Source organism: Pseudomonas sp. NPDC090592 (assembly GCF_044769185.1).
Classification (GTDB): domain Bacteria; phylum Pseudomonadota; class Gammaproteobacteria; order Pseudomonadales; family Pseudomonadaceae; genus Aquipseudomonas.
The window spans coordinates 65,292-89,952 of record NZ_JBIVXJ010000027.1; the positions used below are offsets into that span (position 1 = coordinate 65,292).

Annotated in this window: 20 protein-coding genes and 1 pseudogene; 14 read left to right on the top strand and 7 right to left on the bottom strand. The window is 63.4% G+C overall.

The window, feature by feature from the left end; all coding sequences use genetic code 11:
• Nucleotides 1–88: 88 nt before the first annotated feature.
• Nucleotides 89–784, bottom strand: coding sequence for a DNA-binding transcriptional regulator CsiR (gene csiR / locus ACIQUI_RS21640; RefSeq protein WP_403202576.1), 696 nt, complete (start codon nt 782–784; stop codon nt 89–91).
• Nucleotides 785–977: 193 nt separating this feature from the next.
• Between csiR and glaH the strand changes: the two genes are divergently transcribed.
• The 5 genes from glaH (at nt 978) to proP (ending at nt 7,161) form a co-directional block, all read left to right on the top strand.
• Nucleotides 978–1,955 (top strand): glutarate dioxygenase GlaH, encoded by a 978-nt coding sequence (gene glaH / locus ACIQUI_RS21645; protein ID WP_391134775.1) that lies wholly within the window; start codon nt 978–980, stop codon nt 1,953–1,955.
• Nucleotides 1,956–2,068: 113 nt separating this feature from the next.
• Nucleotides 2,069–3,319 carry an L-2-hydroxyglutarate oxidase gene (gene lhgO, locus ACIQUI_RS21650; protein WP_403202578.1) on the top strand — a complete coding sequence of 417 codons (1,251 nt, stop codon included), beginning with the start codon at nt 2,069–2,071 and terminating at the stop codon, nt 3,317–3,319.
• A 75-nt stretch (nt 3,320–3,394) separates the two neighbouring features.
• Nucleotides 3,395–4,288 (top strand): PA4780 family RIO1-like protein kinase, encoded by an 894-nt coding sequence (locus tag ACIQUI_RS21655; RefSeq protein WP_403202580.1) that lies wholly within the window; start codon nt 3,395–3,397, stop codon nt 4,286–4,288.
• Nucleotides 4,289–4,523: 235 nt separating this feature from the next.
• On the top strand, nt 4,524–5,498 hold the full coding sequence (hemB, locus tag ACIQUI_RS21660) for a porphobilinogen synthase (RefSeq protein WP_403202582.1): 975 nt from the start codon (nt 4,524–4,526) through the stop codon (nt 5,496–5,498).
• 160 nt (nt 5,499–5,658) lie between these two features.
• Nucleotides 5,659–7,161, top strand: a complete 1,503-nt coding sequence (gene proP / locus ACIQUI_RS21665) for a glycine betaine/L-proline transporter ProP (RefSeq protein WP_403202584.1) — start codon at nt 5,659–5,661, stop codon at nt 7,159–7,161.
• Here the strand turns inward: proP and ACIQUI_RS21670 are convergent, their stop codons facing one another.
• The 5 genes from ACIQUI_RS21670 to ACIQUI_RS21690 form a co-directional block, all read right to left on the bottom strand.
• Nucleotides 7,162–7,863, bottom strand: a complete 702-nt coding sequence (locus ACIQUI_RS21670; protein WP_403202586.1) for a YoaK family protein — start codon at nt 7,861–7,863, stop codon at nt 7,162–7,164. It lies immediately after the preceding gene.
• A gap of 9 nt (nt 7,864–7,872) precedes the next feature.
• Complete coding sequence (locus tag ACIQUI_RS21675) at nt 7,873–8,502, bottom strand: riboflavin synthase subunit alpha (RefSeq protein ID WP_403202587.1); 630 nt, start codon at nt 8,500–8,502, stop codon at nt 7,873–7,875.
• Between the two features lie 188 nt (nt 8,503–8,690).
• Complete coding sequence (locus ACIQUI_RS21680) at nt 8,691–11,675, bottom strand: autotransporter domain-containing protein (RefSeq protein ID WP_403202589.1); 2,985 nt, start codon at nt 11,673–11,675, stop codon at nt 8,691–8,693.
• An 89-nt stretch (nt 11,676–11,764) separates the two neighbouring features.
• Nucleotides 11,765–13,831 carry a maltose alpha-D-glucosyltransferase gene (treS, locus tag ACIQUI_RS21685; RefSeq protein ID WP_403202591.1) on the bottom strand — a complete coding sequence of 689 codons (2,067 nt, stop codon included), beginning with the start codon at nt 13,829–13,831 and terminating at the stop codon, nt 11,765–11,767.
• A gap of 182 nt (nt 13,832–14,013) precedes the next feature.
• Nucleotides 14,014–14,940, bottom strand: coding sequence for a LysR substrate-binding domain-containing protein (locus ACIQUI_RS21690; RefSeq protein WP_403202593.1), 927 nt, complete (start codon nt 14,938–14,940; stop codon nt 14,014–14,016).
• 141 nt (nt 14,941–15,081) lie between these two features.
• Here ACIQUI_RS21690 and gtdA point away from each other — a divergent pair, with 141 nt between their 5' ends.
• From gtdA to ACIQUI_RS21715, 5 genes are all read left to right on the top strand, one after another.
• Entirely contained in the window at nt 15,082–16,137 is a 1,056-nt protein-coding gene (gtdA, locus tag ACIQUI_RS21695; RefSeq protein ID WP_403202595.1) for a gentisate 1,2-dioxygenase, read from the top strand.
• Nucleotides 16,138–16,154: 17 nt separating this feature from the next.
• The gene (locus tag ACIQUI_RS21700) at nt 16,155–16,853 is read left to right on the top strand and encodes a fumarylacetoacetate hydrolase family protein (RefSeq protein WP_403202597.1); all 699 of its coding nucleotides are present in this window, start codon (nt 16,155–16,157) and stop codon (nt 16,851–16,853) included.
• Between the two features lie 81 nt (nt 16,854–16,934).
• Entirely contained in the window at nt 16,935–18,287 is a 1,353-nt protein-coding gene (locus ACIQUI_RS21705) for an MFS transporter (protein WP_403202598.1), read from the top strand.
• Between the two features lie 18 nt (nt 18,288–18,305).
• Complete coding sequence (maiA, locus tag ACIQUI_RS21710; protein ID WP_403202600.1) at nt 18,306–18,947, top strand: maleylacetoacetate isomerase; 642 nt, start codon at nt 18,306–18,308, stop codon at nt 18,945–18,947.
• 29 nt (nt 18,948–18,976) lie between these two features.
• A complete protein-coding gene (locus ACIQUI_RS21715; protein WP_403202601.1) occupies nt 18,977–20,170 on the top strand; it encodes a 3-hydroxybenzoate 6-monooxygenase in 1,194 nt (397 codons plus the stop codon).
• Nucleotides 20,171–20,178: 8 nt separating this feature from the next.
• On the opposite strand, the gene ACIQUI_RS21720 is transcribed toward ACIQUI_RS21715, so the two are convergent.
• Complete coding sequence (locus ACIQUI_RS21720; protein WP_403202603.1) at nt 20,179–21,096, bottom strand: LysR family transcriptional regulator; 918 nt, start codon at nt 21,094–21,096, stop codon at nt 20,179–20,181.
• Nucleotides 21,097–21,216: 120 nt separating this feature from the next.
• Here ACIQUI_RS21720 and ACIQUI_RS21725 point away from each other — a divergent pair, with 120 nt between their 5' ends.
• The 4 genes and pseudogenes from ACIQUI_RS21725 to ACIQUI_RS21740 form a co-directional block, all read left to right on the top strand.
• The gene (locus ACIQUI_RS21725) at nt 21,217–21,975 is read left to right on the top strand and encodes a 5-oxoprolinase subunit PxpA (RefSeq protein WP_403202605.1); all 759 of its coding nucleotides are present in this window, start codon (nt 21,217–21,219) and stop codon (nt 21,973–21,975) included.
• An 89-nt stretch (nt 21,976–22,064) separates the two neighbouring features.
• Entirely contained in the window at nt 22,065–22,952 is an 888-nt protein-coding gene (locus ACIQUI_RS21730) for an allophanate hydrolase subunit 1 (RefSeq protein ID WP_403202607.1), read from the top strand.
• The gene (locus ACIQUI_RS21735; RefSeq protein ID WP_403202609.1) at nt 22,949–23,920 is read left to right on the top strand and encodes a biotin-dependent carboxyltransferase family protein; all 972 of its coding nucleotides are present in this window, start codon (nt 22,949–22,951) and stop codon (nt 23,918–23,920) included. The genes ACIQUI_RS21730 and ACIQUI_RS21735 overlap by 4 nt, the downstream gene beginning before the upstream one ends.
• 481 nt (nt 23,921–24,401) lie before the next feature.
• Nucleotides 24,402–24,661: pseudogene (locus tag ACIQUI_RS21740) on the top strand (DotU family type IV/VI secretion system protein); the annotation flags it as partial.

Sequence of the window (24,661 nt, forward strand, 5' to 3'; positions counted from 1 at the left end):
CAGGCAACGCAATGGATGGCACCGGCTGCGCCGGTGTTCGCGGGCATGCCCGCTCCCACACGGTATCGTGCCGCCCTGGAGGAACGTTTCAGCGTGCCCCGATCCCTTCGGCATGCATGATCTGCGCGATGATCGGCACCGGAGTCATCAGGTGCGAGCGCATCATGCTGCTGGCGCGCTCGGCGTCCCGGGCGAGAATGACATCGACCAGCGCCGCGTGCTCCTGGCGCTTGAGCTCAAGGGCCTGCTCGGAGAACACCGTTTGCGCCAGCCACAGGTGCCGGTAGCGCTCGGCCTGGTCGAACAGGTAGGTGCGCGCCTGCAGCAGGTGCTTAGAGCCGCAGCCCGAGGCAATGGCGGTATGAAACGCCTTGTGCCGCTCGTCCCACACATCCAGGCGCTGTTCGCGGGTTTTCACTTCCACCACCTTGGCCAAGGTGTGCGAGTGGGCGAGCACCGATGCCTCCCAGGCGTCGTCGCCGCGCTCGATGGCCAGGGCGATGATCATCGCTTCGAGGTTGGCGCGGGCATCGTAGATGTCGTTCATCTCTTCAAGCGACATGGGTGCCACCCGGTAGCCTTTCTGGCTGATCGCGTTGACCAGGTGTTCGGCCACCAGTTGCGACAGGGCTTCGCGCAGCGGGCCCACGCCCAGGTCGTAGCGTTCCTTCAAGGCGCTCATCAGCAGTTTCTCACCGGGCTTGAACACGCCACGGATGATGTCCTTCTTGAGCCTCTCATACCCGCTGAATGCTGAGTTTTGTCGGGGGGCGAGCGCTTCCAAGATCCTGTTCCTCAAAACGTTTTGGCGATCATACCGAAACCGCCTGTCGACGAAAAACAATGGACAAAGGCAGTAATTGGCGACGAAACATAAAAATGTAGACATTCTTAGATTGTGGCGATATTTTTAGCTCGCCCGCACTGTTCCAGCCACCACTGGACGGCGCCAACCCTTTTTTTGCCAGGACACTGCCATGAACGCCTTTACGCAGATCGCCGACCTTGTAATGCCACTGCCGCTCGAACCGCATGGTTTCACCATTGCCCCTTCGAAGCAGTCGCCACGCCTGCTGGAGCTGACCTTCGCCCAAGAAGTCGTCGAAGCGTTTGTCCAGGCCGTTGCCCAATGGCCCGTCCAGGCGCTGGAGTACAAGTCGTTCCTGCGTTTCCGTGTAGGCGAAATCCTCGACGAGCTGTGCCAGGGCACCCTGCGCCCGGTGCTGCTCAACACCATTCTGGATCGCGCCACCGGTGGCATGCTGATTACCCCGCTGGGCCTGGATGATGTGAGCCAGGCCGAGGACATGGTCAAGTTCACCACCGCCTGCGCGCACCTGATCGGCCGCTCCAACTACGACGCCATGAGTGGCCAGTTCTATGCGCGCTTCGTGGTGGTCAACACCGACACCTCCGACAGCTACCTGCGCCAGCCGCACCGGGTCATGGAGTTGCACAACGACGGCACCTTCGTGAACCAGATCACCGATTACGTGCTGATGCTCAAGATCGATGAAAAGAACATGGAAGGCGGTAACTCCCTGCTGCTGCACCTGGATGACTGGGAGCAGTGTGAGGAATTCTTCCGTCACCCGATGGCTCGCCGCGAAATGCGCTGGACAGCACCGCCGAGCAAGAAGGTGGCCGAAGATGTGTTCCATGCGGTGTTCGACACCGATGGCGAAGGCCGCCCGACCATGCGCTACATTGATCAGTTCGTGCAGCCGGAGAACTACGAGGAGGGCATCTGGCTGAACGCCTTGTCCGATTCGCTGGAAGGCAGCGAGAAGAAGGTGTCGGTACCGGTGGGGGTGGGCAGCTTCCTGCTGATCAACAACCTGTTCTGGCTGCATGGCCGCGATCGCTTCACCCCGCACGAGGGCCTGCGCCGCGAGCTGATGCGCCAGCGTGGTTACGTCGCGTTCCCTAAACCGCTGTACCAGCGCGGGCAATAATGACAGGGCGCAGGGCGGGAGCCGCCCATGCGTCGTTGCAAAAAACGATGCCGCCAGGGCCCGTACGGGCTTTGGTGAGCCAGCCAGGCAATGCCTGCGTGTGAGGTAAGGTTGTGTACGATTTCATCATTATTGGCGGTGGCATTGTGGGCATGTCCACGGCCATGCACCTGATCAAGGTTTACCCGGACGCTAAGATTCTTTTGCTGGAGAAAGAGTCCGGCCCGGCCCGCCACCAGACCGGCCACAACAGCGGCGTGATACACGCTGGCGTGTATTACACCCCCGGCAGCCTCAAGGCGCGCTTCTGCCTGGAAGGCAACAAGGCCACCAAGGCTTTCTGCACCGAGCACGGTATCCGCTTCGATGAGTGTGGCAAGCTGCTGGTGGCCACCAACGACCTGGAAATGCAGCGTATGAAGGCGCTGTGGGAGCGCACCGAGGCCAACGGCCTGGAGCGCTACTGGCTGTCGGCAGACGAGTTGCGCGAGCGCGAGCCCAATATCGTCGGTATGGGCGGCATCTTCGTGCCGTCCAGTGGCATCGTCAATTACGCCCAGGTAACCGCTGCGATGGGCGCAGAATTCCAGCGCGCTGGCGGTGAAATCCGCTATGGCGCCGAGGTGATCGGCTTGCAGGAGCAGGCCAGCGAAGTGATCGTGCGTACCCAGAACGACGAATTGCGCAGCCGTTTCCTGGTGACCTGCTCGGGCCTGATGGCTGACCGGGTGGTGAGCATGCTGGGTTTGCGTACCGAGTTTGTCATCTGCCCGTTCCGTGGCGAGTATTACTTGCTGCCCAAGCAGCACAATCAGATCGTCAACCACCTGATCTACCCGATTCCCGACCCGTCGATGCCGTTTCTGGGTGTGCACCTGACCCGCATGATCGACGGCACCGTCACGGTTGGCCCCAACGCCGTACTGGCGCTGAAGCGCGAGGGCTACCGCAAGACCGACGTCAGCCCAGGCGACCTGTTCCAGACCCTCACCACCCCAGGCATCCTCAAGGTGCTGGCGAAAAACTTCCGCCCGGGCCTGATCGAGATGAAGAACTCGCTGTTCAAGGGCGGCTACCTCAAGCAGGTGCAGAAGTATTGCCCGAGCATCACCAAGGCCGACCTTACGCCATACCCGGCCGGGGTGCGCGCCCAGGCAGTCTCGCGCGACGGCAAGCTGATCGACGACTTCCTGTTCGTCAATACCGCCCGCAGCGTCAATGTGTGCAACGCACCATCGCCGGCTGCCACTTCGGCGATCCCGATCGGCGCCTACATCGTCGAGAAGGTGTGTGAGCAGGTCAGCTTGCAAGGGGGCAACGTCCCCAAGGCTGATCATGCAGCCAGGCAGCGGGCGGCCAGCTGAGCAGACAGACGAGCAAGTCGCATCAGGCTGTGAGAGGATGTTCGCCAATACAGCCAGGACCCCGAACACAGCCTGATGAAGACACCCAAAAGAATCGAACCCCTGATCGAAGACGGCCTGGTCGACGAAGTACTGCGGCCGTTGATGAGTGGCAAGGAAGCCGCCGTGTACGTAGTGCGCTGCGGCAACCAGGTACGCTGCGCCAAAGTATATAAAGAAGCCAACAAGCGCAGTTTCCGCCAGGCCGCCGAGTACCAGGAAGGCCGCAAGGTGCGTAACAGCCGTCAGGCACGGGCCATGGCCAAGGGCAGCAAGTACGGCCGTAAAGAGGCCGAAGATGCCTGGCAGAATGCCGAGGTGGCGGCGTTGTTCCGCCTGGCCAGTGCTGGCGTGAGGGTACCCAAGCCCTACGACTTCCAGGACGGCGTGCTGCTGATGGAGTTGGTGACCGATGCCGATGGTGACGCCGCCCCACGCCTGAACGACGTGCACCTTGACGCCGAGGAAGCCCGCACATTCCACGCGTTCGTCATTCGTCAGATCGTGCTGATGCTGTGTGCCGGGCTGGTGCATGGCGACCTGTCCGAATTCAACGTATTGCTGGGCCCTGACGGGCCGGTAATCATCGATTTGCCACAGGCAGTGGATGCAGCAGCCAACAACCATGCCTTCAACATGCTGCAACGTGATGTGGACAACATGGCCCACTATTTCGGGCGTTTTGCCCCGGAACTGAAAAGCACGCGCTATGCACAGGAGATGTGGGCACTGTTCGAGGCCGGTGACTTGCTGCCAGACAGCCCATTGACCGGGGTGTATGAGGACGACGAGCATGAAGCTGACGTGACCGGCGTCATGCGTGAGATCGATGCTGCCCGGCTGGATGACGCCCGCCGCCGCGCCGCGCGCGCCGAAGCCGAGCATGGGCCGGCCAAGGCAGAAGAGCCGACGCCGCCCTGGTTGCAGTAATGCGCCGCTTGTGCCGGCCTCTTCGCGGGTAAACCCGCTCCCACAGGGATCACACAGTATTCGAGTCTGAAGTAATCCTGTGGGAGCGGGCATGCCCGCGAAGAGGCAGGCACAGGATAACGAGTCCCCTGGCCAATCATTGCCTTTGACGCAAGACAATATCTCATCAATTGCCCTTTTCACTGGTGCCCGACAGGCATAAGGTATACGCCGTTCAAAATGCCCTGGAGCTGTCATGTCCAACCAATTCCCGTCCGTTCGTCCCCGCCGCCTGCGCCAGAACGAGTCCCTGCGCACGATCTTCCAGGAAACTGAATTCCGCCTGGAAGACCTGATCCTGCCAATCTTCGTCGAAGAGGGCATCGATGACTTCGTGCCGATCACCAGCATGCCGGGGGTCAACCGCATTCCCGAGAAACTGCTGGCCCAGGAAATCGAGCGCTATGCCCGTGCCGGTATCAAGTCGGTGATGACCTTTGGCGTTTCGCACAACCTGGACGCCACCGGCAGCGACACCTGGAACGAAAACGGCCTGGTCGCGCGCATGTCGCGCATCTGCAAGGACACCGTGCCGGAAATGGTGGTGATGTCCGACACCTGCTTCTGCGAATACACCAGCCATGGCCACTGCGGCGTGCTGCACGACCACGGCGTGGACAACGACGCCACCTTGGCCAACCTGGGCAAGCAGGCGGTCATCGCCGCCGCTGCCGGTGCCGACTTCATCGCCCCGTCGGCGGCAATGGACGGGCAGGTGCAGGCTATCCGTAGTGCGCTGGATGGCGCGGGCTTCCACGACACGGCGATCATGGCCTATTCGACCAAGTTCGCCTCGTCGCTGTATGGCCCGTTCCGTGAAGCAGGCGGTACCACGCTGAAGGGCGACCGCAAGAGCTACCAGATGAACCCGATGAACCGCCGCGAAGCAGTGCGCGAGTCGCTGCTGGACGAGCAGGAAGGGGCAGACGTGCTGATGGTCAAACCAGCCGGCACCTACCTTGACGTGATCGCCGACATCCGCGCCGCCTCGCGCCTGCCGCTGGCGGCGTATCAGGTAAGCGGCGAGTACGCGATGATCAAGTTCGGCGGCCTGGCCGGCGCCATTGACGAAGGCCGGGTGGTGCGCGAAAGCATTGGTGCGATCAAGCGTGCCGGTGCCGACCTGATCCTGACCTACTTCGCCATGGACCTGGCCCGCGAAGGTATCTGAAGCCAGGCCTTCGATTTAAAAAGCCGCTGCAGTTGCAGCGGCTTTTCTTTGTGCGCTGTTGGTGAAGCGGCGCAAACGCACAAAAAATCAGTAAGCGCTGAATTATTTAGTGTCCTGTTGTATCTGATCCCTTAGAGCATTCATCGTCAGGGATACGGGTATGAAACTTCGCAAGAAAAAAGTCCAGCCAATCGGCCTCAAGGACATCACTATTGTCGACGACGCCAAGATGAAAAAGGCGATCACCGCCGCCGCTCTGGGCAATGCCATGGAGTGGTTCGACTTTGGCGTTTACGGCTTCGTGGCTTATGCCCTGGGCAAGGTGTTTTTCCCTAACGCCGACCCCAGCGTGCAGATGATTGCGGCGCTGGCCACCTTCTCGGTGCCGTTCCTGATCCGGCCATTGGGCGGGTTGTTCTTCGGCGCCTTGGGCGACAAGTTCGGGCGGCAGAAAATCCTCGCGGCGACCATCGTCATCATGTCGCTCAGCACCTTCGCCATCGGCCTGATTCCGTCCTATGCCAGCATCGGCATCTGGGCACCGATCCTGTTGTTGCTGGCCAAGATGGCCCAGGGCTTTTCGGTGGGCGGCGAGTACACCGGCGCGTCGATCTTCGTGGCCGAATACGCCCCCGACCGCAAGCGTGGTTTTCTCGGTAGCTGGCTGGACTTCGGCTCGATTGCCGGCTTTGTGCTAGGCGCGGGCGTGGTGGTGCTGATTTCCACCATTCTGGGCGAAGAAAAGTTCCTTGAATGGGGTTGGCGCCTGCCATTCTTCCTGGCCCTGCCGTTGGGCATCATCGGCCTTTACCTGCGCCATGCGCTGGAAGAAACACCTGCGTTCCAGCAGCATGTCGACAAGCTGGAGCAGGGCGACCGCGAAGGCCTGGCCTCCGGGCCCAAGGTGTCGTTCAAGGAAGTGGCCACACAGCACTGGCGCAGCCTGGTGACCTGCATCGGCGTGGTGATTGCCACCAACGTCACCTACTACATGCTGCTCACCTACATGCCCAGCTACCTGTCGCACAACCTGCATTACAGCGAAGACCATGGCGTGCTGATCATCATCGCGATCATGGTCGGCATGCTGTTCGTGCAGCCCATAATCGGGCTGCTCAGCGACAAGTTCGGCCGCCGGCCTTTCATCATCGTCGGCAGTGTCGGCCTGTTCGCCCTGGCCATTCCGGCGTTCATGCTGATCAACAGTGGCGTACTGGGGGTGATTTTTGCCGGGCTGCTGATCATTGCCGTGCTGCTGAACTTCTTCATCGGGGTGATGGCCTCGACGCTGCCGGCGATGTTCCCTACGCACATCCGCTACAGCGCCTTGGCGGCCGCTTTCAACATTTCGGTGCTGATCGCCGGGCTTACCCCAACCCTCACTGCCTGGCTGGTGGAGAGCACGGGCGACCTGTACATGCCGGCTTACTACCTGATGGTGATCGCCGCTATTGGCCTGCTGACCGGCATGACCATGAAGGAAACCGCCAACAAGCCGCTGCGCGGAGCAGCACCGGCGGCATCGGACATAGAGGAAGCGCGTGAACTGCTGCAAGAGCACCACGACAACATCGAGCAGAAGATCGAAGACATCGACGCGCAGATTGCCGAGCTGGAGGCCAAGCGCAAGGTGCTGGCGCAGCAGCACCCACGCATCGACTGATCAGCGCGGCATGTAGCCACGCTGCCAGGCGCGCGGGATGAACCGCGACACCAGGGCCAGCACACAGGCTAGCGCACAACTGCCAGCCAGTGCCTGCAGGCCCAGGTGTTGTTGCAGCCAGGCACCCAGGGCAGCCCCCAGCAGCATGCCGGCCCACGGCACCAGTTGTACCCGCCAGCCATTGCGCCGCTCGCCCAGCAGCCAGCGCCCCAAACCGCGACCGAAGCGGGAGAGGGCACCGGTGACGTAGGTGAGCCCTATAGGCAGGCCGTTCACCTGTTCAACCACTGCATTGATCATGCCCATGGCCAGCGTGGCAGCCAGCAATGCCGGGAAGGTGGCCGCCAGCGGCCATGCTGCCGCAAAAGCCAGCAACGCGGCGACCACCAGCAGCACGGGCCAGGCCCGGCGGCGCGAGCCACGCGCCAGACACACGCCCAGCGCATTGCCAACGACAAAACCCAGTACCGCGCCACTCAAGCGCAGCACCAGAGCCAGGTCGGCTTCACTGATGGCTACGGCCAGGCGCGTGGTATTGCCACTCATGAACGACACGAAGTCGCCCAGCGCCAGCAGGCCGATGGCATCGGTCATGCCCGCCAGTACCGACAGGCCGGCTACCAGGCCGAGGCCGACGCGGCCACGCAAAATCTGCAGGCGTAGCCGCCTGGCCGTGCGCGCGGGGAGGGCGTTTGGCAGCATGTACGGGCCTCAGGGCAGCAGTTTTTCGCGGGCCAGGGTGCCTTTGATGGTGCGCTCCACCACATCGACCAGCACCATGGTCTGGTGATCGACCTCGATATTGAGAAGCTCGCCGGCTTTGTAGCTGGCGAAGGTGGTTTGGCGCAGGGTTTCCGGGATCAGGTTGATGGTGATGACGTTGTCGTCGACATCGGCGACGGTAAGGCTGCAGCCATTGACCCCGATGAATCCGCGCGGGAACACATACTTGCCCCACTCCGGTGGCATGCGGAACGTGATGAACGCGCCGGTTTCCTTGATCGACAGTTCGACGATTTCGGCGGTGGTGGCGATGTGGCCTGCCATCAGGTGGCCGCCGACTTCGGCGTTCATTTTTGCCGAACGCTCGATGTTGACGCCCTGGCCGGCCTTGAAGTTGCGCAGGTTGGTGCGTTCAAGGGTGGCGGTCATGGCGTCGAACCTGACCTGGGTGCCGGCGATTTCAGTGACCGAAAGGCAAGTGCCCTCGACACTGACACTGGCACCGATCTTCAGCTCGTCGAGCAGTTCCGGGGTGAGGTCGATGGTGAACTGGTTGTGGCCAGGGTAGGTGGTCACATCAAGCAGAGGGCGGACGGCCTGGACGATGCCGGTGTACATGGAGTTGCTCCTGGGCACAAAAAGAAATCACCCGAAAGCTATGCTTCTGAAGGCTCAAAAGCAAGGTGGCAGTGCCGGCCTCTTCGCGGGCAAGCCCGCTCCCACAGGTACAGCATCGAACCTCAGGGCAGTGAAATCCCTGTGGGAGCGGGCTTGCCCGCGAAGAGGCCAGAACAGGCAGCCAGGATCTAGAACTTCAACTGCCACTGCCCAACCACCGCATGATTGCGGCTGTTGCTGCCCAGTTCCCCGCTGTAGCCCAGGCCAATGCTCTGCCGCGCACTCAGCCCCAGGTCCAGGCCGGCTTCGACCAGCAAACTGTCGCGATCAATTGCACTGCCCTCGACACTGAACGCATCGCCCCCGGCAATAAATGCCTGCCGCGTGCGGGTGTCCAGGTTGCCATAGGTGTGCCGCCAGCCCAGCGTCGCACGTGGCGTCAGGCTCATGCCGTTGTCCAGCTGCCCCAGGTGCGCCAGGCGCACACCCAAGGTGCTGCTGAGGTTGTCCTGGGTATCGGCATCCACAGCCAGTGCTGCGTCACCGCCTTGTTCGCGGTAGCTGTCGCGGTGGTAGCGCTGGTAGCCCAGGTTGGCGAAAGGCTCGGCGCTCAAGCGGCCGCTGCCCATGGCATAGCCCAGTTCGACGAAAGCTTGCTGGCTGTCGGCATCGTAGTCACCCTTGAGGCGCTCGTTGAAACCGGCAAAGGCCACATCACGCTTGCTGTCGCCATCATGGCGGCTGTACGCCGCCCCCAGGCGCAGGGCCAGCGGGCCGCGCTGGTGCTGGGCATACACCCCGGCGTGCCAGCTGCGCACAGTGCCATCCAGGCCGCTGCTGTCCAGGCGTGTATGCGAGTAGCCGCCGAGCACACCCAGGCGCCAGTCATCGCCCAACGCCCAGTCCATGCCCAGCACACCACCCCCGGTGCGCTGCTCCAGTGCGCTGGCACCATGGCTGCCATCCACCTTGCCATAGCTACCAAGCGCCTGTGTCCAGACACGCCCCTGGGCTTTCGGGTCGTTGAGGTTACGCGCCTCGCGTGGCACGCCAGTGGCGGCCAGCACCGGGCCGTCGTTATCGTTCAGGCCCGCCATCAGGCTGCCAGTACTGGCCATCGCTTGCATGGCCCCCAGCATCGTATTGCCAACCTGTGCTGTGCCAGCCAGGGTGGCTGCGGCCAGGTTGGCAGTGTTGCTGGCGGACAGCTGGGCAATGGCATCGCCGGCCCCGGCAGTGGTTGTGCCAAGCACGGCGTTGTACAGGTTGCTGTTCTGCCCGAGGCTGGCCAGGCTGCGTGCAGCGCCGGCGGCGTTGGCGGACTGTGCATAATGCTCGAAGGCTACATCGTTGCGGTCGTAGGCCAGGCCTACCGAAGTGCTGGTGTAGCTCAACGTGGGGGTAAGGAAGGCATAGTCGCTGGTCACCTGGGCGAACGTGCCTTGGACTGCATTGGCGGTCAGTACGGTGTAGCGGCTTTGCCACGGGTACTCGCCTGGGGTGGGCTGCACACGCAGGGTGGCGCCGTTCAGGTTGGCCGTGCCGCTGACAGTGATCGGTGCGCTGCTGCCATCGGCATTTACGCCGTACACCAGGCTTGAGCCCTGACCGAAACTCAGGTCACCCGTAACCGTCGCCACACCCAGGCCGGTGTTGGTCAGCAGGGTGCCGTCCACGTGCAGCCCGCCGACCGAGCCACCGCCGGCATAGGTGGCGCCTTGCTCGACCCGCATCTGGCCGAGAATGCTGCCCTGGTTGATCAGTGTGGCGCCCGAGGTGACCACGCCACCCTGGCTGAAATCGTCGACGCTGCTCAGGGTCCAGCTGCCACCGGTGACGTTGAGGGTTTCGAAATTGGCGCTGTTGCCAAAGCTACCGGTGCCGTTCAGGGTCACACTGTCGGTGCCGTCGCCGCCATCAACCAGGCCGTCGAACACGCCGCCGGTCAGTACCGTCAGGCTGTCGTTGCCCGCGCCCATGCTCAGTGCCAGGCCGTTGCCGCCCCTGATGATGCCGCTGTTGGTCAGGGTGTCGTCATACTGGCCGATCAGCTTGATACCAAAGCCACCTTCGCCTTCGATGCGCCCGGCATTGTTGATGGTGGTGGCAGCTACCCCGGCACCTTCGGCACCGTCATCCACCAGGATGCCGTTGTCGACGCTGCGAATAACCCCCGTGGCTGTGTTGACGATGCTGCCGCCGCCCATGGCAATGCCTTCGCTGCCATTCGGCCGGCCGCCGCTGTCGACACCCTTGGCGCCGAGGCCCTGGATGGTTCCAGCGTTGTACACATGGCCGATGTTGTCGATATCGACCCCATCACCATCGCCGTTGATCTTGCCATCGGCGATGGCGCCGGTGATGGTGCCCCAGTTGTACACCGTGCCACTGCCGTCCGAACCGAAGCCCGAACCATTGCGCCCGGTAACGCTGGCGCCTGCGTAGTTGTAGAGCGTGGCATCGGTCTTCAGGTCGATGCCGTGGCGGTCGGCACTGATGGTGCCGTGGTTGTACACGGTGACGCCGGTGGAGGTGCCGATCTTGATGCCGTCGTATTTCTGGTCCAGGCCATTCTTGTCTTGCGCAGCGGTATCGGTGTAGATCAGCCCGTAGTTGGTAACGGTGGCGTTGGAGCCGGTCTTGACCGCGTCGTTGCCCACGGCATGGATCACGCCCGTGGCTTCGTTCACCAGGGTGGTGGTGAACGCCGGGTTGTTCAGGGTTTCGAGGTCGATGGCCTGGCCTTCGACGGTGGATTCGATAGTGCCAGCGTTGACGATGCTCAGGCTGCCACCGGCAGTGGGGTTGGTCTGGAAGCGCAGGCCGTCGTTGGTGCCCTGGATCAACGCACCGGCGTGGTTGTTGATCACGTAGTGGCTGAGGTCTTCGCCGTCATCCTTGGTGTCGATGCCGCGGCCGTCGGTGGACCGGATGATACCGGCGTTGTCGACGCTCACGGTGGCACCGCTGGTGTGCTTGGGCAGGATTACGCCGTCGTCGTCACTGGCTACGATGCTGCCGGTCGAGGTCACCTTCAAGGTGTCGGACTTCTTCAGCTCCAGTGTGTCGGTGGTGGAGCTGTTGATCAGGTAATCCTTGGCAAAGGCGGCAGGCGCGAAGGCGGCACAGGCCAGGGCGATGCACAGGGCCAGGCGGTTGGGCGTGAAAGGCATTGGGCGACCACGGGTTATTGTTCAGGGGCGCCCAATATGGCCATTCGGTATTACGATTTGATTGATCGTGCAGGTGTTTTCATCGCTGATTACACATGTGCACTGCTGTTGACGATACGCAGGCAAAGCGCCTCATACGGGTCCAGGTTGATCATCAGGCGCCCATCCTCGGTCAAGTCGCCCTCGACCGTTTCGTTGATCATGTCCACCACCGGCCCCGGCGTGAACCCGGTCAGTTGCAGTTCCTCGGCAATCACCACCTGGCCAAAGTTCAGCGCGCTGATCTGAATACCGCGCCCGGCCGGCAGCTCGTGCACCATCACCAGCAAGCCGGGGCTAAGCACTTCAGGCACCAGCACCTGGCGGCTGGTGGCAATGCCATAGGCCTGGCGCACGGCCAGCAGCTTTTTCACCTTGCAGGCGAACGAGTCGTTGTTTTCCAGCTGGCTGTCCAGGCTGCCATACAGGGCGCGGGCACGGGGCATGCCACGCACCGACTCTTGTGCCTGCGGGTCGAGCCCGGCCAGGTCGTAACCGCCCCGGTGAATCCAGCGGGTATCGCCATCGAGCATGCGCTCGGCGACCGCTTCGGCGGGCAAGGGCAGGGCGCCGACCAGGTCCCAGCCAGACAGGGCAACCACGCCTGGCTGCATGGCGTTGTACATGACCAGCAGCAGGTGCACTTTCTGGATGTGCTCGATTTCTGCCGCGCCGATCTGCTCAAGGTCGCGGATACCCAGCGCCGCGGCAATCAGGCTGGCCGTGGTGCAAGCGATGCCATTGGTGACGAAGCGCAGGTTGTAAGGCGCGTGCTCGCCCGATAGCCGTTCGTAGATCTCTTCACGGATGTGCTCGCGCAGGATGCTCCCGGGCAAGGTCTGGCCTTTGTACAGGTACATGTCGTGGGCATGCAGGGTCCAGAAATGCACCAGTTCCACGGTCAGCTCGTCGTGGTTCTGCAGGGCATGGATCAGCGAGGCGGGGTCGATGCCGAAGGCGTGCATCTCTTTGAGCATCAGGCGCAGGAATTCGGTGTCACCGGTCAGCAGCGCATGCTGATAGGCCGGCCGGGTGATGAAGTCGTAGGACAGGTCGGCCCCGCCCTTGGACATTTGCGCGATGTCGTCCAGGGTCAGGTTCAGCTCCTGGAAGCTGAAGCCGCCAGCCTTGCGGATCATGCCGCCGATCAACTGGTTGCCGACTATCGACAACGGGTGGCTTTCCGACCAGGCGGTGCCGCTGGCCCGGGTTTCCACGCCGAGAAAACCATTGGCATCCAGGCGCAGGCCGCGGGCACCCAGGCAGTCCAGGGCGTGCAGGGCATCGCCAATGATCATCTGCTGGGCGGCGAAGGTCGGGTCCAGCCAGTTCAGCGAGGGCTGGCCTTCCTTGAAGTAATGCAGGTAGGCCCAGCGGCGGGTTTTGCCGTCGACGCCGGTGATGGGGGGCGTGACGCTCCAGTCGGTTTCCTTCACGCCGGGTTCGAAGAAGATCACCCGTTGCAGCTGGCCAACGATGTAATGGCGGGCCTTGAGCTCGTCGCACTGGGCCGGTAGCAGGTTCACCGCGTCTCGGCCGGCAGGCACTTGCGGCAGCAGCGGCCAGTCTTCCTCGCGGATTTCGACCATGTGGTACAGCCCCGGGTAGGGCCCGTGGGCCATTTCGGCCAGGCGGAAGTCGGCGCCCTTGCCGGTGTGCGAGGGGATCAGGTCGTCGATGGTCACGGCATTGTGGGCCGCGGCCATGCGGCTCATCTGCACCAGTTCCTGTTCGCTGCCGTAGAGCGGGTCGATATCGAAGCTGATGCGGTCGAAGTTGCCGTCCACGCTGGGGGTGAGCTCGCGCCCGCTAATGCCGCCGGACAGCTTGATCGGCCCGGTGTGCAGGCCCTGGATGCCGATCTCCGACAGGCGTTTCCACAGGGCTTCGTGGGCGAGGGCGCCGAGCACCGAGCAGCCTTGCGGGGCGATGATGGCGTCGGGGTATACCGTCAGCCATACCGAGGCAATTTTGGTGGCGCGTCGGGGTTGGGCTTCGGCGTAGGGCTGTTGCCACAGGCGTGACTGGCCTGAATACAGGCTGGCGCGCTCCTGCGAAGCTTTGAGCATGGCGCGGTCTTCGAGCCATTTGACGTATGACGGGTCGGGCTGGGTCATTTCGCGTCCTCTTTGCGTGTCGGCACCGGCTCAGGTTATGACGGCAGAGGTAGCTGATCGTTCGGCTCGAGATCGGTTTAGCCCTTTTCGCGGGCTTGCCCGCTCCCACAGGTACTGTGCAGGTTTTAAAGTACAGGGAAATCCTGTGGGAGCGGGCGTGCCCGCGAATGGCACACCACCAATCACGGCTTGCGAATAGGCACCCGGGCCGCCTCGCGCAAGCTCTCCAGCAAATCCAGCACCGCTCCTTCGATATGCGGCTCATCCCGCCAGCACATGCCAATCGAGCCTTCCGCCTCCAGCCCGAAGTCCAGCCGCCGCAGCAGCCCGCGCCCATGGAAGTGCTCGGCCACTCGCCCCGAAGCCACCGACAGCATGTCACTGTTCTGCATCAACCACAGGTTGGCCATCAGCGACGACGATTCGATACGGCACGGCAACGGCTTGCGCCCGGCGTTACTCAGGGCAGTGTCCAGGCGGTTGCGAATGGGCGTGGCGGGTGGCCACAGCAGCCAGTCGTACTGGTACAGGTCGTCCCAGCTCAGGCCTTTTCGCTGGGCCAAAGGATGGTCGGGGCGGGCGACCACCTGCATCGGCTCGCGGAACAGCATCTCGCTGTGCAGGGCCTGGCTCGGCTGGTAATTGTCGACACGCCCCACCACTACGTCCAGCTGGCCAAGTTGCAAGCGCTCCAGCAGCACGTTCATGGTGCTTTCCTGCAGCGATACCTGCGCTTTCGGGTGTTTATCCAGGAAATACAGGATGGCATCGGGTACCAGGCTCGGTGCCGAGGCCGGTGAAGTACCAATGGCCACATTGGGCGTATTGCCTTCGCGCAAGGCATCCAGGTTGCCCTGCGCCCGCTCCATCTCGCTAAGGATTCGCCGTGCATGGTTGACCAACAAGGTGCCCTCGGCGGTCGGCCGCAGGCCACGGGCATGGCGTTCGAACAGTAACGCGCCGGCGTCTTCTTCCAGCTCCTTGAGGAACTTCGACAGGCCTGGCTGGGTGGTATAGGCCTGCCGGGCGGTGTCGCTGAGGTTGCCGGTTTCGGCCAGTGTCACCAGCAGTTGCAGGTGGCGTGGGCGCAGGCGGCGAGTCCAGTGCATGGCGTGTCTCTCATCATCTTTTTCATATGGATGCATATGAAAATATCATTTTTTTTGTATGTCGCGTGGGCGTTTAATCGCTCCACATCGGGGGCGCTGCCACTGCCATTCGCCCCTATACAGCCCACCACAGGTGAAGCGATGAATAACAACGACACCATCGGCACGGCCCGCGCCGACTTTTATCAACGTATCGACAGCCAGGCGCTGTTCCCGCTGTGGGAGCAACTGCACAACCTGGTGCCGGCACAGCCCACTACCGCTTGCGTTGCCGCCCTCTGGCGTTTCAGCGAGGTGCGCCCGTACTTGATGGAAGCCGGCCAGCTGATCAGCGCAGAAGAGGCGGTACGCCGGGTGCTGGTGCTGGAGAACCCTGGCATCCGTGGCCAGGCCTCCATCACCCCCAGCCTGTATGCCGGCTTGCAACTGATCCTGCCGGGCGAAATTGCCCCCAGCCACCGCCACAGCCAGTCCGCGCTGCGTTTCGTGGTCGAAGGCGAGGGCGCCTACACGGCGGTGGATGGCGAGCGCACCAGCATGCACCCAGGCGACTTCATCATCACCCCGTCCTGGACTTGGCACGACCATGGCAACCTGAGCGAGGCCGAAGGTGGCGAGCCGGTGATCTGGCTCGATGGCCTGGACATTCCCACCGTGCGTTTCTATGGGGCCGGCTTTGCCGAGAACTATCCCGAAGCGGTACAGCCCGTCAGTCGCCCCGAGGGCAGCAGCCTGGCCCGCCATGGCGCCAACATGCTGCCGCTGCGTCACGAAGTACGGGGCGCCACCTCGCCGATCTTCAACTACCCCTATGCCCGCACCCGAGAAGCCCTGGCCACCCTTGAGCGCCAGGGTGAGCTGGATGCCTGGGACGGGGTGAAGCTGCGCTACGTCAACCCGGCCACTGGCGGCTGGGCCATGCCCACCATCGGCACCTGCATGCAGCTGCTGCCGCGTGGTTTTGTCGGCAAGACAGCCCGCTGCACCGACGCCACCGTGTATTCGGTGGTCGAGGGCCGGGGCCGCGCCATCATCGGTGGGCAGGCCTTCAGCTTCGAACCCAAGGACACCTTCGTGGTGCCGAGCTGGGTGCCGTTGAGCCTGCAGGCCGACGACGAGTGCGTGCTGTTCAGCTATTCCGACCGGCCTGTGCAGGAGGCCCTTGGGCTGCTGCGCGAAGCCCGCGAAGACTATTGATCCAAGGAAACCCTGCCATGACCTACCTGTTCGAACCTGCCGCCACTACCAGTTTGCCGATTGCCGGCAGTGACCAGCGTTTCCCGGTACGCCGCGTGTACTGCGTGGGCCGTAACTACGCTGCACACGCCCGTGAAATGGGCTTTGACCCTGATCGCGAGCCACCGTTTTTCTTCTGCAAGCCGGCTGACGCCGTGGTACCGGTAGCCGAGGGCCAGACTCTGGAGCTGGCTTACCCGGCCGAAACCAGCAACTACCACTACGAGATCGAGCTGGTCGCGGCCATTGGCAAAGGCGGGCGCAACATCCCGCTGGAACAGGCCAGCGATCACGTCTGGGGCTACGCGGTAGGCCTGGACATGACCCGCCGGGACCTGCAGATGAAAATGCGCGAAATGGGCCGCCCTTGGGAAATCGGCAAGGCGTTCGACGCTTCTGCACCCATTGCAGCGCTGTACCCGGCCAGCGCGGTTGGCCACCCGGCACAGGCGGGCATCTGGCTGCAGGTGGAAGGTGCGGACCGCCAGCGCAGCGACATCGACAAGCTGATCTGGTCGGTGCCGGAAACCATCGCCTACCTGTCGCGTTTCTTCGAGCTGCAGCCCGGTGACCTGATCATGACCGGCACCCCCGAGGGCGTTGGCCCGGTGGTGGCGGGCGAGTTGATGGTCGGTGGTGTCGATGGCCTGGGCGAAATCCGCGTCCGCGTCATCTGATAGCCCCGGGCCGGCGCAGTCGGCCCTTCCTCCCGGTTATACACGTGGCCTGCGCCTGGCGCCGGCCCGGAGGTTTCGCTCATGTCTTCCACCGACAAAAACAATACCGTGGATGTACAAACCTTCATCGACAGCCAGCCCGTTGCCAGCTTTCAGTGGCGCATCCTGCTGTTGTGTTTTCTGGTGACAGCCATCGATGGCCTGGACACGGCTGCCATCGGTTTCATTGCCCCGGCCCTCCGCGAGCACTGGCAGATCGGTGCTGCCGACCTCGGCCCGGTGCTGGGTGCCGCGCTGGTCGGTTTGATGCTCGGCGCCTTCATGGCCGGGCCGTTGGCCGACCGTTTTGGCCGCAAGCGCGTGCTGTTGTTGTCGGTGGCCTGCTTTGGCGCCTTCAGCCTCGCCGCTGCGTTCGCCCAGGACTTGCACAGCCTGGCGTTGTTGCGCCTGCTTACAGGGCTGGGGCTGGGCGGGGCAATGCCTAATGCCATTACCCTGACCTCGGAGTATTGCCCGCAACGCCGCCGTTCGCTGATGGTGACCGGCATGTTTTGCGGCTTTACGCTGGGTTCGGCGTTGGGCGGCGTGGTCGCTGCGCAGCTGTTGCCGCTGTTTGGCTGGCGCAGCGTGCTGGCGCTGGGGGGCGTTTTGCCGCTGGCGTTGCTGCCGGTACTGGTACTGGCCCTGCCCGAGTCGGTGCGCTTTCTGGCGCGACGCAACCCGCGAGATACCCGGGCACTGGCCATCTTGCAGCGCATCGGCGCAGTGCCGGGCGGTTGCCAGGGTTTGCGCATCGACGACGTGGTCGAAGGCCATTCGCCTGTGCGCCAGATTCTGGCTGCGCCATTACGCCGTGGCACCCTGGCGCTGTGGCTGGCGTTCTTCATGAGCCTGCTGATCATCTACGGCATGACCAACTGGCTGCCGCTGCTGGTGCGAGACACCGGCCTGAGCCTGAGCCAGGCGGCGTTGATCAGTGCGCTGTTCCAGATCGGCGGCACCTTGGGGGCGCTGTGCCTGGGCGCGGCCATGGACCGCTTCAACCCGCACCATGTGCTGGTGCTGGCCTTGCTCGGCGGCGCAGCGTGCCTGTTTGCCATCGGCCAGAGCCATGGCGACTACGCACTGCTGGGCTTGAGTGTGGCCGGCATGGGCTTTTGCATCAGTGGTTCGCAGGTCGGTGCCAATGCCCTGGCTGCCGCGTTCTACCCCACCAGCAGCCGCGCCACCGGGGTGAGCTGGGCGCACGGGGTAGGGCGCATCGGCTCGGTGTGCGGCACCTTTGGCGGTGCGTTGCTGATGGATGCCGGGCTGTCCTTCGAGGTGCTGTTCGGTGTGCTCATGCTGCCCGCCGTACTGGCTGCTGCGGCGATTTTCTGCAAGGGCATGCGGCCGGCTGCCGTGCCGCACGCCAACCCCCACATCACGCTCTGATCCAGCAGGACTACTGCCATGCAGCTTTACAGCTTTTTCAACAGTTCCACCTCGTACCGGGTCCGCATTGCCCTGGCACTCAAAGGCCTGGAGGTGGATTACCACGGCATCAACCTGCGGGCCGGCGAGCAACGCCAGGCGCAGCACCGTGAACTGAGCCCGATCGGTGGCGTACCGGTACTGGTCGGCAACGACGGCGTCAGCCTGACCCAGTCGCTGGCCATCATCGACTACCTCGACGCGCAGTACCCCCAGGCGCCGTTGTTGCCCAGGCAGCCGCTGCTGCGCGCACGGGTGCTGGAAGTCGCACAACTGATTGCCTGCGATATTCACCCGTTGAACAACGTGAGGGTGCTGGGCTACCTGCAGCGGGTACTGGAAGTGAGCGCTGATGATAAAGACCGCTGGTACGCCCATTGGGTGGCCGAGGGGCTGACTGCACTCGAAGCCTTGCTCCAACGCCATGGCGCTGGTCCGTACTGCTTTGGTGAGCAGCCCACCCTGGCCGATTGCTGCCTGGTGCCGCAAGTGGCCAACGCCGAGCGCATGGGCTGCGACCTGCAAGCCTACCCGCGGGTGATGGCGGTGTACCAGCACTGCCAGGCACAACCCGCGTTCGAGCGCGCGGCTCCAGCCCGCCAACCCGATTTCATCCAATAAGAACCGCAGCCTGTACGGAGACCCCAACCATGACTGCCAAACAACAAAAAATCATCATCGTCGGCGGCGGCATCGGAGGCCTTGCAGCCGCCCAGGCCCTGACCGCGCAAGGTATCCAGGTGCTGTTGCTGGAGCAGGCCGACCATATCGGTGAGATCGGCGCGGGCATTCAGCTTGGCCCCAATGCCTATGCGGCACTGGATGCCCTGGGTGTAGGTGATGCGGCGCGCAACCGCTCGGTGTTCACCGACCACCTGATCATGATGGATGCCATCGATGCCCATGAGGTGGGGCGCATCGAGGTGGGCGAGCGTTTCCGCCAGCGCTTCGGCAACCCGTATGGCGTGATCCACCGGGCCGACATTCACCTGTCGATCCTGCAAGCCGTGCAGCAGAATCCGCTGATCCGCTTCCAGACCTCGACCCACATCGCCGGCATGGAGATGGACGACCAGGGCGTGACCCTGACCGACAGCAAGGGCAACCGTTACCAGGCCGACGCAGTCATTGGCTGCGACGGCGTCAAGTCGGTGATCCGCGAGCGCATGGTCGGCGACCCGGCGCGGGTGACCGGGCATGTGGTGTATCGCGCAGTGGTGGATGTGCAGAACATGCCCGAAGACCTGCGCGTCAACGCCCCCATGTTGTGGGCGGGCCCGCGTTGCCACCTGGTGCATTACCCGCTGCGCGGCGGCCAGCAGTACAACCTGGTGGTGACATTCCATAGTCGCAACGAGGAACAGTGGGGGGTGACCGATGGCAGCAAGGCAGAGGTGCTGTCGTACTTCGAGGGCATTCATGAGCGGCCACGGCAGATGCTCGACCGGCCAACTTCCTGGCGCCGCTGGGCCACTGCCGACCGCGACCCGGTGGAGCAGTGGGGCGAAGGGCGGGCGACCTTGCTGGGTGACGCCGCACACCCGATGACCCAGTACCTGGCCCAGGGGGCGTGCATGGCACTGGAAGATGCGGTGGTGCTGGGGCAGGCGGTGAAGGCGTGTGAGCATGACCTGCAGGCGGCCTTCCGGTTGTACGAGTCGGTCCGTATTCCACGTACCGCCCGGGTGTTGTGGTCGGCGCGGGAAATGGGGCGGCTGTACCATGCCAAGGGTGTAGAGCGGCTGGTGCGCAACCAGTTGTGGGCAGGGCGTTCACAAGAGCAGTTTCATGATGCGGTGCAGTGGTTGTACGGCTGGAACATCGATAGCTGCCTGAAGCACTGATTGCAGGCTCAACGCCGGGCAGACAACTGCTGCGGCGCCAGAAATGCATCATGGAAGTAGTTGCGCACGGCCTGCATCGCCGGGCTGAACGCCCGCTCCCGATGCCAGGCCAGCCCTACGCTCATCGGCGTTACCGGGTCGCTGATGGTCACTGTTTCAATGCGCTTGCCCTCCAGAGACCAGGGCCTGTGCACCAGGTCCGACAGGATCGCCACGCCACTGCCATTGGCGACCATGCTGCGTACTGCCTCCACCGAACTGGTGCGCACCCGCACGCTCGGGCGCTGCCCGGACTGCTCCCAATAACGCATGGCGCTCTGTTCGGCTTCGTCCACGGTCAGCAGGATGAACGGCTCGCAGGCCACATCGGCCAGGCTCACCGACGAGCGCTCGCACAGCGGGTGGTGGCCGGGCAGCCATAGCCGGCGCTCAGAGTTGAACAGCGTCTCCGAGACAATGTCGGGGTGGGTGAGGTTGGCGGTGAGCACTACCGCCATGTCGAAACGCCCCTCCAGCAAGCCTTGTTCAATGGCGCTTCGTTCCTGTTCGTACAGCTCCAGGGTCACGTCCGGGTGCCAGTGCTCAAGCCGTTGCAAGTGGTGTGGCAGGAAGTAGCCGATCACCGTGTAACTGGCCGCCAGGCGCAGCAGGCCATTGGCACGCACGTCCGGCAGCGGGCTGTTCAGGGCGTCATCGACGCTGCGCAAGATCACATAGGCGCGGTTCAGGAAGTGCCGGCCGGCCTCGGTCAGGTTCATGCCCTGGGCCGAACGCTGGAACAGCAGCACACCCAGCATGGCCTCCAGCTCCTTGATCGCCGTGGTCACCGCCGACTGAGAAATGTTCAGGTGGATGGCGGCCTGGGAAATCTGGCCGATCTCGGCAGTGGCAACGAAATAGCGGACCTGGCGCAGGGTCAGTGACACGGTGGGCTCCTGGGGTATCTGATTTTCCGAAGACACCCTATCTGTTTATAGATCTTCCCAAGGGGGTGTGGAGAATTTAACGTGGCTGGCATGCAGTCACAAGCGCCAGGAGAAGCAGTCATGCAGGTGGTGGATTTCAACTCGGACATGGGCGAGGGGTTTGGCCCGTGGACCATTGGCGACGGCGTCGACAACGAGCTGATGGGCTACATCAGCAGCGCCAACATCGCCACCGGCTTCCATGCCGGCGACCCCGGCACCATGCGCCGCACCGTGGAACGGGCCAAAGCCCTGGGTGTGGCAGTGGGTGCGCACCCGGGTTTCCGTGACCTGGTCGGCTTCGGCCGCAGGCATATCAACGCGCCTGCCCAGGAGCTGGTCGACGACATGCTCTACCAGCTGGGCGCCCTGCGGGAAATTGCCCGCGCCCAAGGCGTGCGCCTGCAGCACATCAAGCCGCACGGTGCGCTGTACATGCACCTGGCACGTGACGAAGATGCCGCCCGGCTGCTGGTGGAAAACCTGCGGGTGATCGAGCCGGAGCTGCTGTTGTATTGCATGCCGGGCTCGGTGATTTGCCGTATTGCCCAGGCGCTTGGCCAACCGGTGGTTCGCGAGTTCTACGCCGACCGCGAGTACGACCTGAGCGGTTCCATCGTGTTTACCCGCAATGTGCGTGGCTACGACCCCAAGGCCGTTGCAGACCGGGTACTGCGCGCTTGCCAGCAAGGTGTGGTACGCACGGTCGAAGGCCAGGACCTGGCCATCGCGTTCGATTCCATCTGCCTGCACAGCGATACCCCCGGCGCGCTCGACCTGGTAGAAGCCACGCGCAAGGCGCTGGACGCGGCGGGTATCGTGGTGCGTGCGCCGCGCTGAGTCGTGAGGTATCCGGCCGGTACAGGCCGGAGCCCGTGCATTTTGTTTTCGCCTGCCTTTCTATAAAGATTCCAAGAAAAGGAACAGTCATGGCCGAACCGCTTGCTACAACCCCGATCCGCTACAGCTTCGGCGCCGACGAGCACCTGTTTGCCGAAGTCAGCGAAAGCATGTCGCTGGAAGCCTTCTTCAAGGGCATGGCCGTCACCCGCGCAGTCGAGCGGTTGGCCCTGGATGGCGTGCTGGACGTGTGCCTGGCCAACGCCTCGTTCCAGATCCGCTTTGACCCGGATCGCATTGCACCGCAGGCGCTGCTCGAAGCGGTGCAAGGCGCCGAAGCGCAGGCCGTGGCCGAGCGCTCCTTGCAGACGCGGATCATCGAGATCCCGGTGCTGTACAACGACCCGTGGACCCATGAAACCCTGATGCGTTTCCGCGACCGCCACCAGGACCCGCACAGCACCGACCTTGAGTACGCGGCGCGTATCAACGGCCTGGCCGACGTGGACGCATTCATCGCTGCCCACAGTGGCGCGCCCTGGTTCGTATCGATGGTCGGTTTCGTGGCGGGCCTGCCGTTCATGTTCCAGATGGTCGAGCGCGAGCGCCAACTTGAGGTGCCCAAATACCTGCGCCCGCGCACCGACACCCCCAAGCTCACCTTGGGCCATGGCGGTTGCTTCGGTTGCATCTACTCGGTGCGCGGGGCAGGGGGCTACCAGATGTTCGGCGTCACCCCGGCACCGATCTACGACCCGCAGCAAACGCTGAATTACCTGAAACAGCACATGGTGTTCTTCCGCCCAGGCGACATCGTGCAGTTCAAGCCCATCGACCGTAGGGCCTACGACCAGGCGGTGGCGGATGTGGAGGAGGGCCGTTTCGACCTGCGCATTCGCCCGGTCGAGTTTTCTCTGGATGCCTTCCTCGCCGACCCGGTCGGCTACCCCAAATCGCTGCAGGAGGTGCTGGCATGATCAAGGTGCTCAAACCCGGCCTGGCCACCTCGGTCCAGGACCTGGGCCGTGAAGGCTACTACCACCTCGGCATTCCGCCGTCCGGCGCACTCGATCAGTATGCCTTGTGCGCTGCCAACCACCTGGTGGGCAACCCGGCCGGCGCGGCTGCCCTGGAGTGCGCGCTGGTGGGGCCGGAGCTGGAGTTCCAGCAGGATGCGCTGGTGGCCGTATGCGGTGCACAGATGCCCGCGTTGCTGGATGGCCGCGAGCAACGCCCGGACACGGCGTTTGCCGTGCGTGCCGGGCAGGTGCTGCGTTTCGGCTTTCCCACCGCGGGGGCCAGGGCGTATGTGGCCGTGGCGGGCGGCATCGACGTGCCGCAGGTGCTCGGCAGCCGTTCTACCTACGCACTGGGCGCCCTGGGTGGCTTGCACGGGCGCAAGTTGATGGCCGGCGACCTGTTGCCGGTCGGTGTTGCGAGTGGCAGGACCCGGGCCGGAGCAAGCTTGCCCATGGCCTTGCGCCAGGCTTTGGGTGGCGAGGTGGTGTTGCGGGTAGTGCCGGGGCTGTATTTCCACCGTCTGACCGAAACGGCGGCGCAAAGCTTCTTTACCCAGGCCTGGACGGTCGGCTCCGAAGCAGACCGTATCGGCTACCGCTACAAAGGTGGCAGCGCCTTGAGCTTCCAGCCACGGGAGCAGCCATTTGGTGCAGGTTCCGACCCTTCGAACATCGTTGACAGCTGCTACCCGATCGGCTCGATCCAGGTGCCGGCGGGCCTGGAGCCGATCATTCTGCACCGTGATGCCGTGTCCGGTGGTGGTTACGCCATGATCGGCACGGTGATCAGTGCCGACCTCGACCTGATCGGCCAGATGCAGCCCAACCAGCAGGCACGGTTCCTGGCGGTGAGCCTGGAGCAGGCACTGGAAGCGCGGCGTTCTTACAAGAAAAAGCTGGCGTGTGTGGCCAAGCTATTTGCCTGAGTTTGATAGGAGACTGCCGGGGCTGCTGCGCAGCCCATCGCAGGCAAGCCAGCTCCCACAACGATTGCACTGAACTCAAGCCATGCGCCGTACCTGTGGGAGATTCTATGGTTTCTGGCAATGGCATCAGGGTTGCGAGGTGCTCGCCACGGCATCTTCGGGGCCTGGGAGACCGAGCGCCGCGCGGGCGGCGCTCGGTCTCCCAGGCGCTGCATATCTTGTGGCCAACACCTGTCAGCCCTGATGCGATCCCTGTGTGTGGCTTGCCGGCGATGGGCCGCAACGCGGCCCCAAATTGCTTAACTGACTGGCATTAGCCCCTTTGCCTACACGTATTTATCCAAAATGTTGCCAGAGAAATGTCTGGTAACTCGAAGAAGAGACGAATCCTACAACCGTTTAGGAAGCCCCAGACTCCTTGAAGAATTGATTCCCCGATAGTGTTCGTGTCTTCAGCCTGCTGGTAGACAAGGACCCCTTCATGCCCGGCCCACCTGATACCCCTCCGGTAAAACCCGAGGGCGCTGCCGATGCCCGCGAAGTAACCGAAAACACCTTGCACGGGATGCTTGACGGCCCGCAGGGCCCCCCCTCGCCTTACCCGGCCGACGAGGGAAGGCAAGCCGGCCAGCCGGACTACGATGGTTACCCCGCCGACCCCGAGTTCCAGATACGTGGCGCCTTCGAAAACCTGATGCTCGACGCGGCAAACCCGCTGTTCGGCCTGGTCATTCGCCTGCG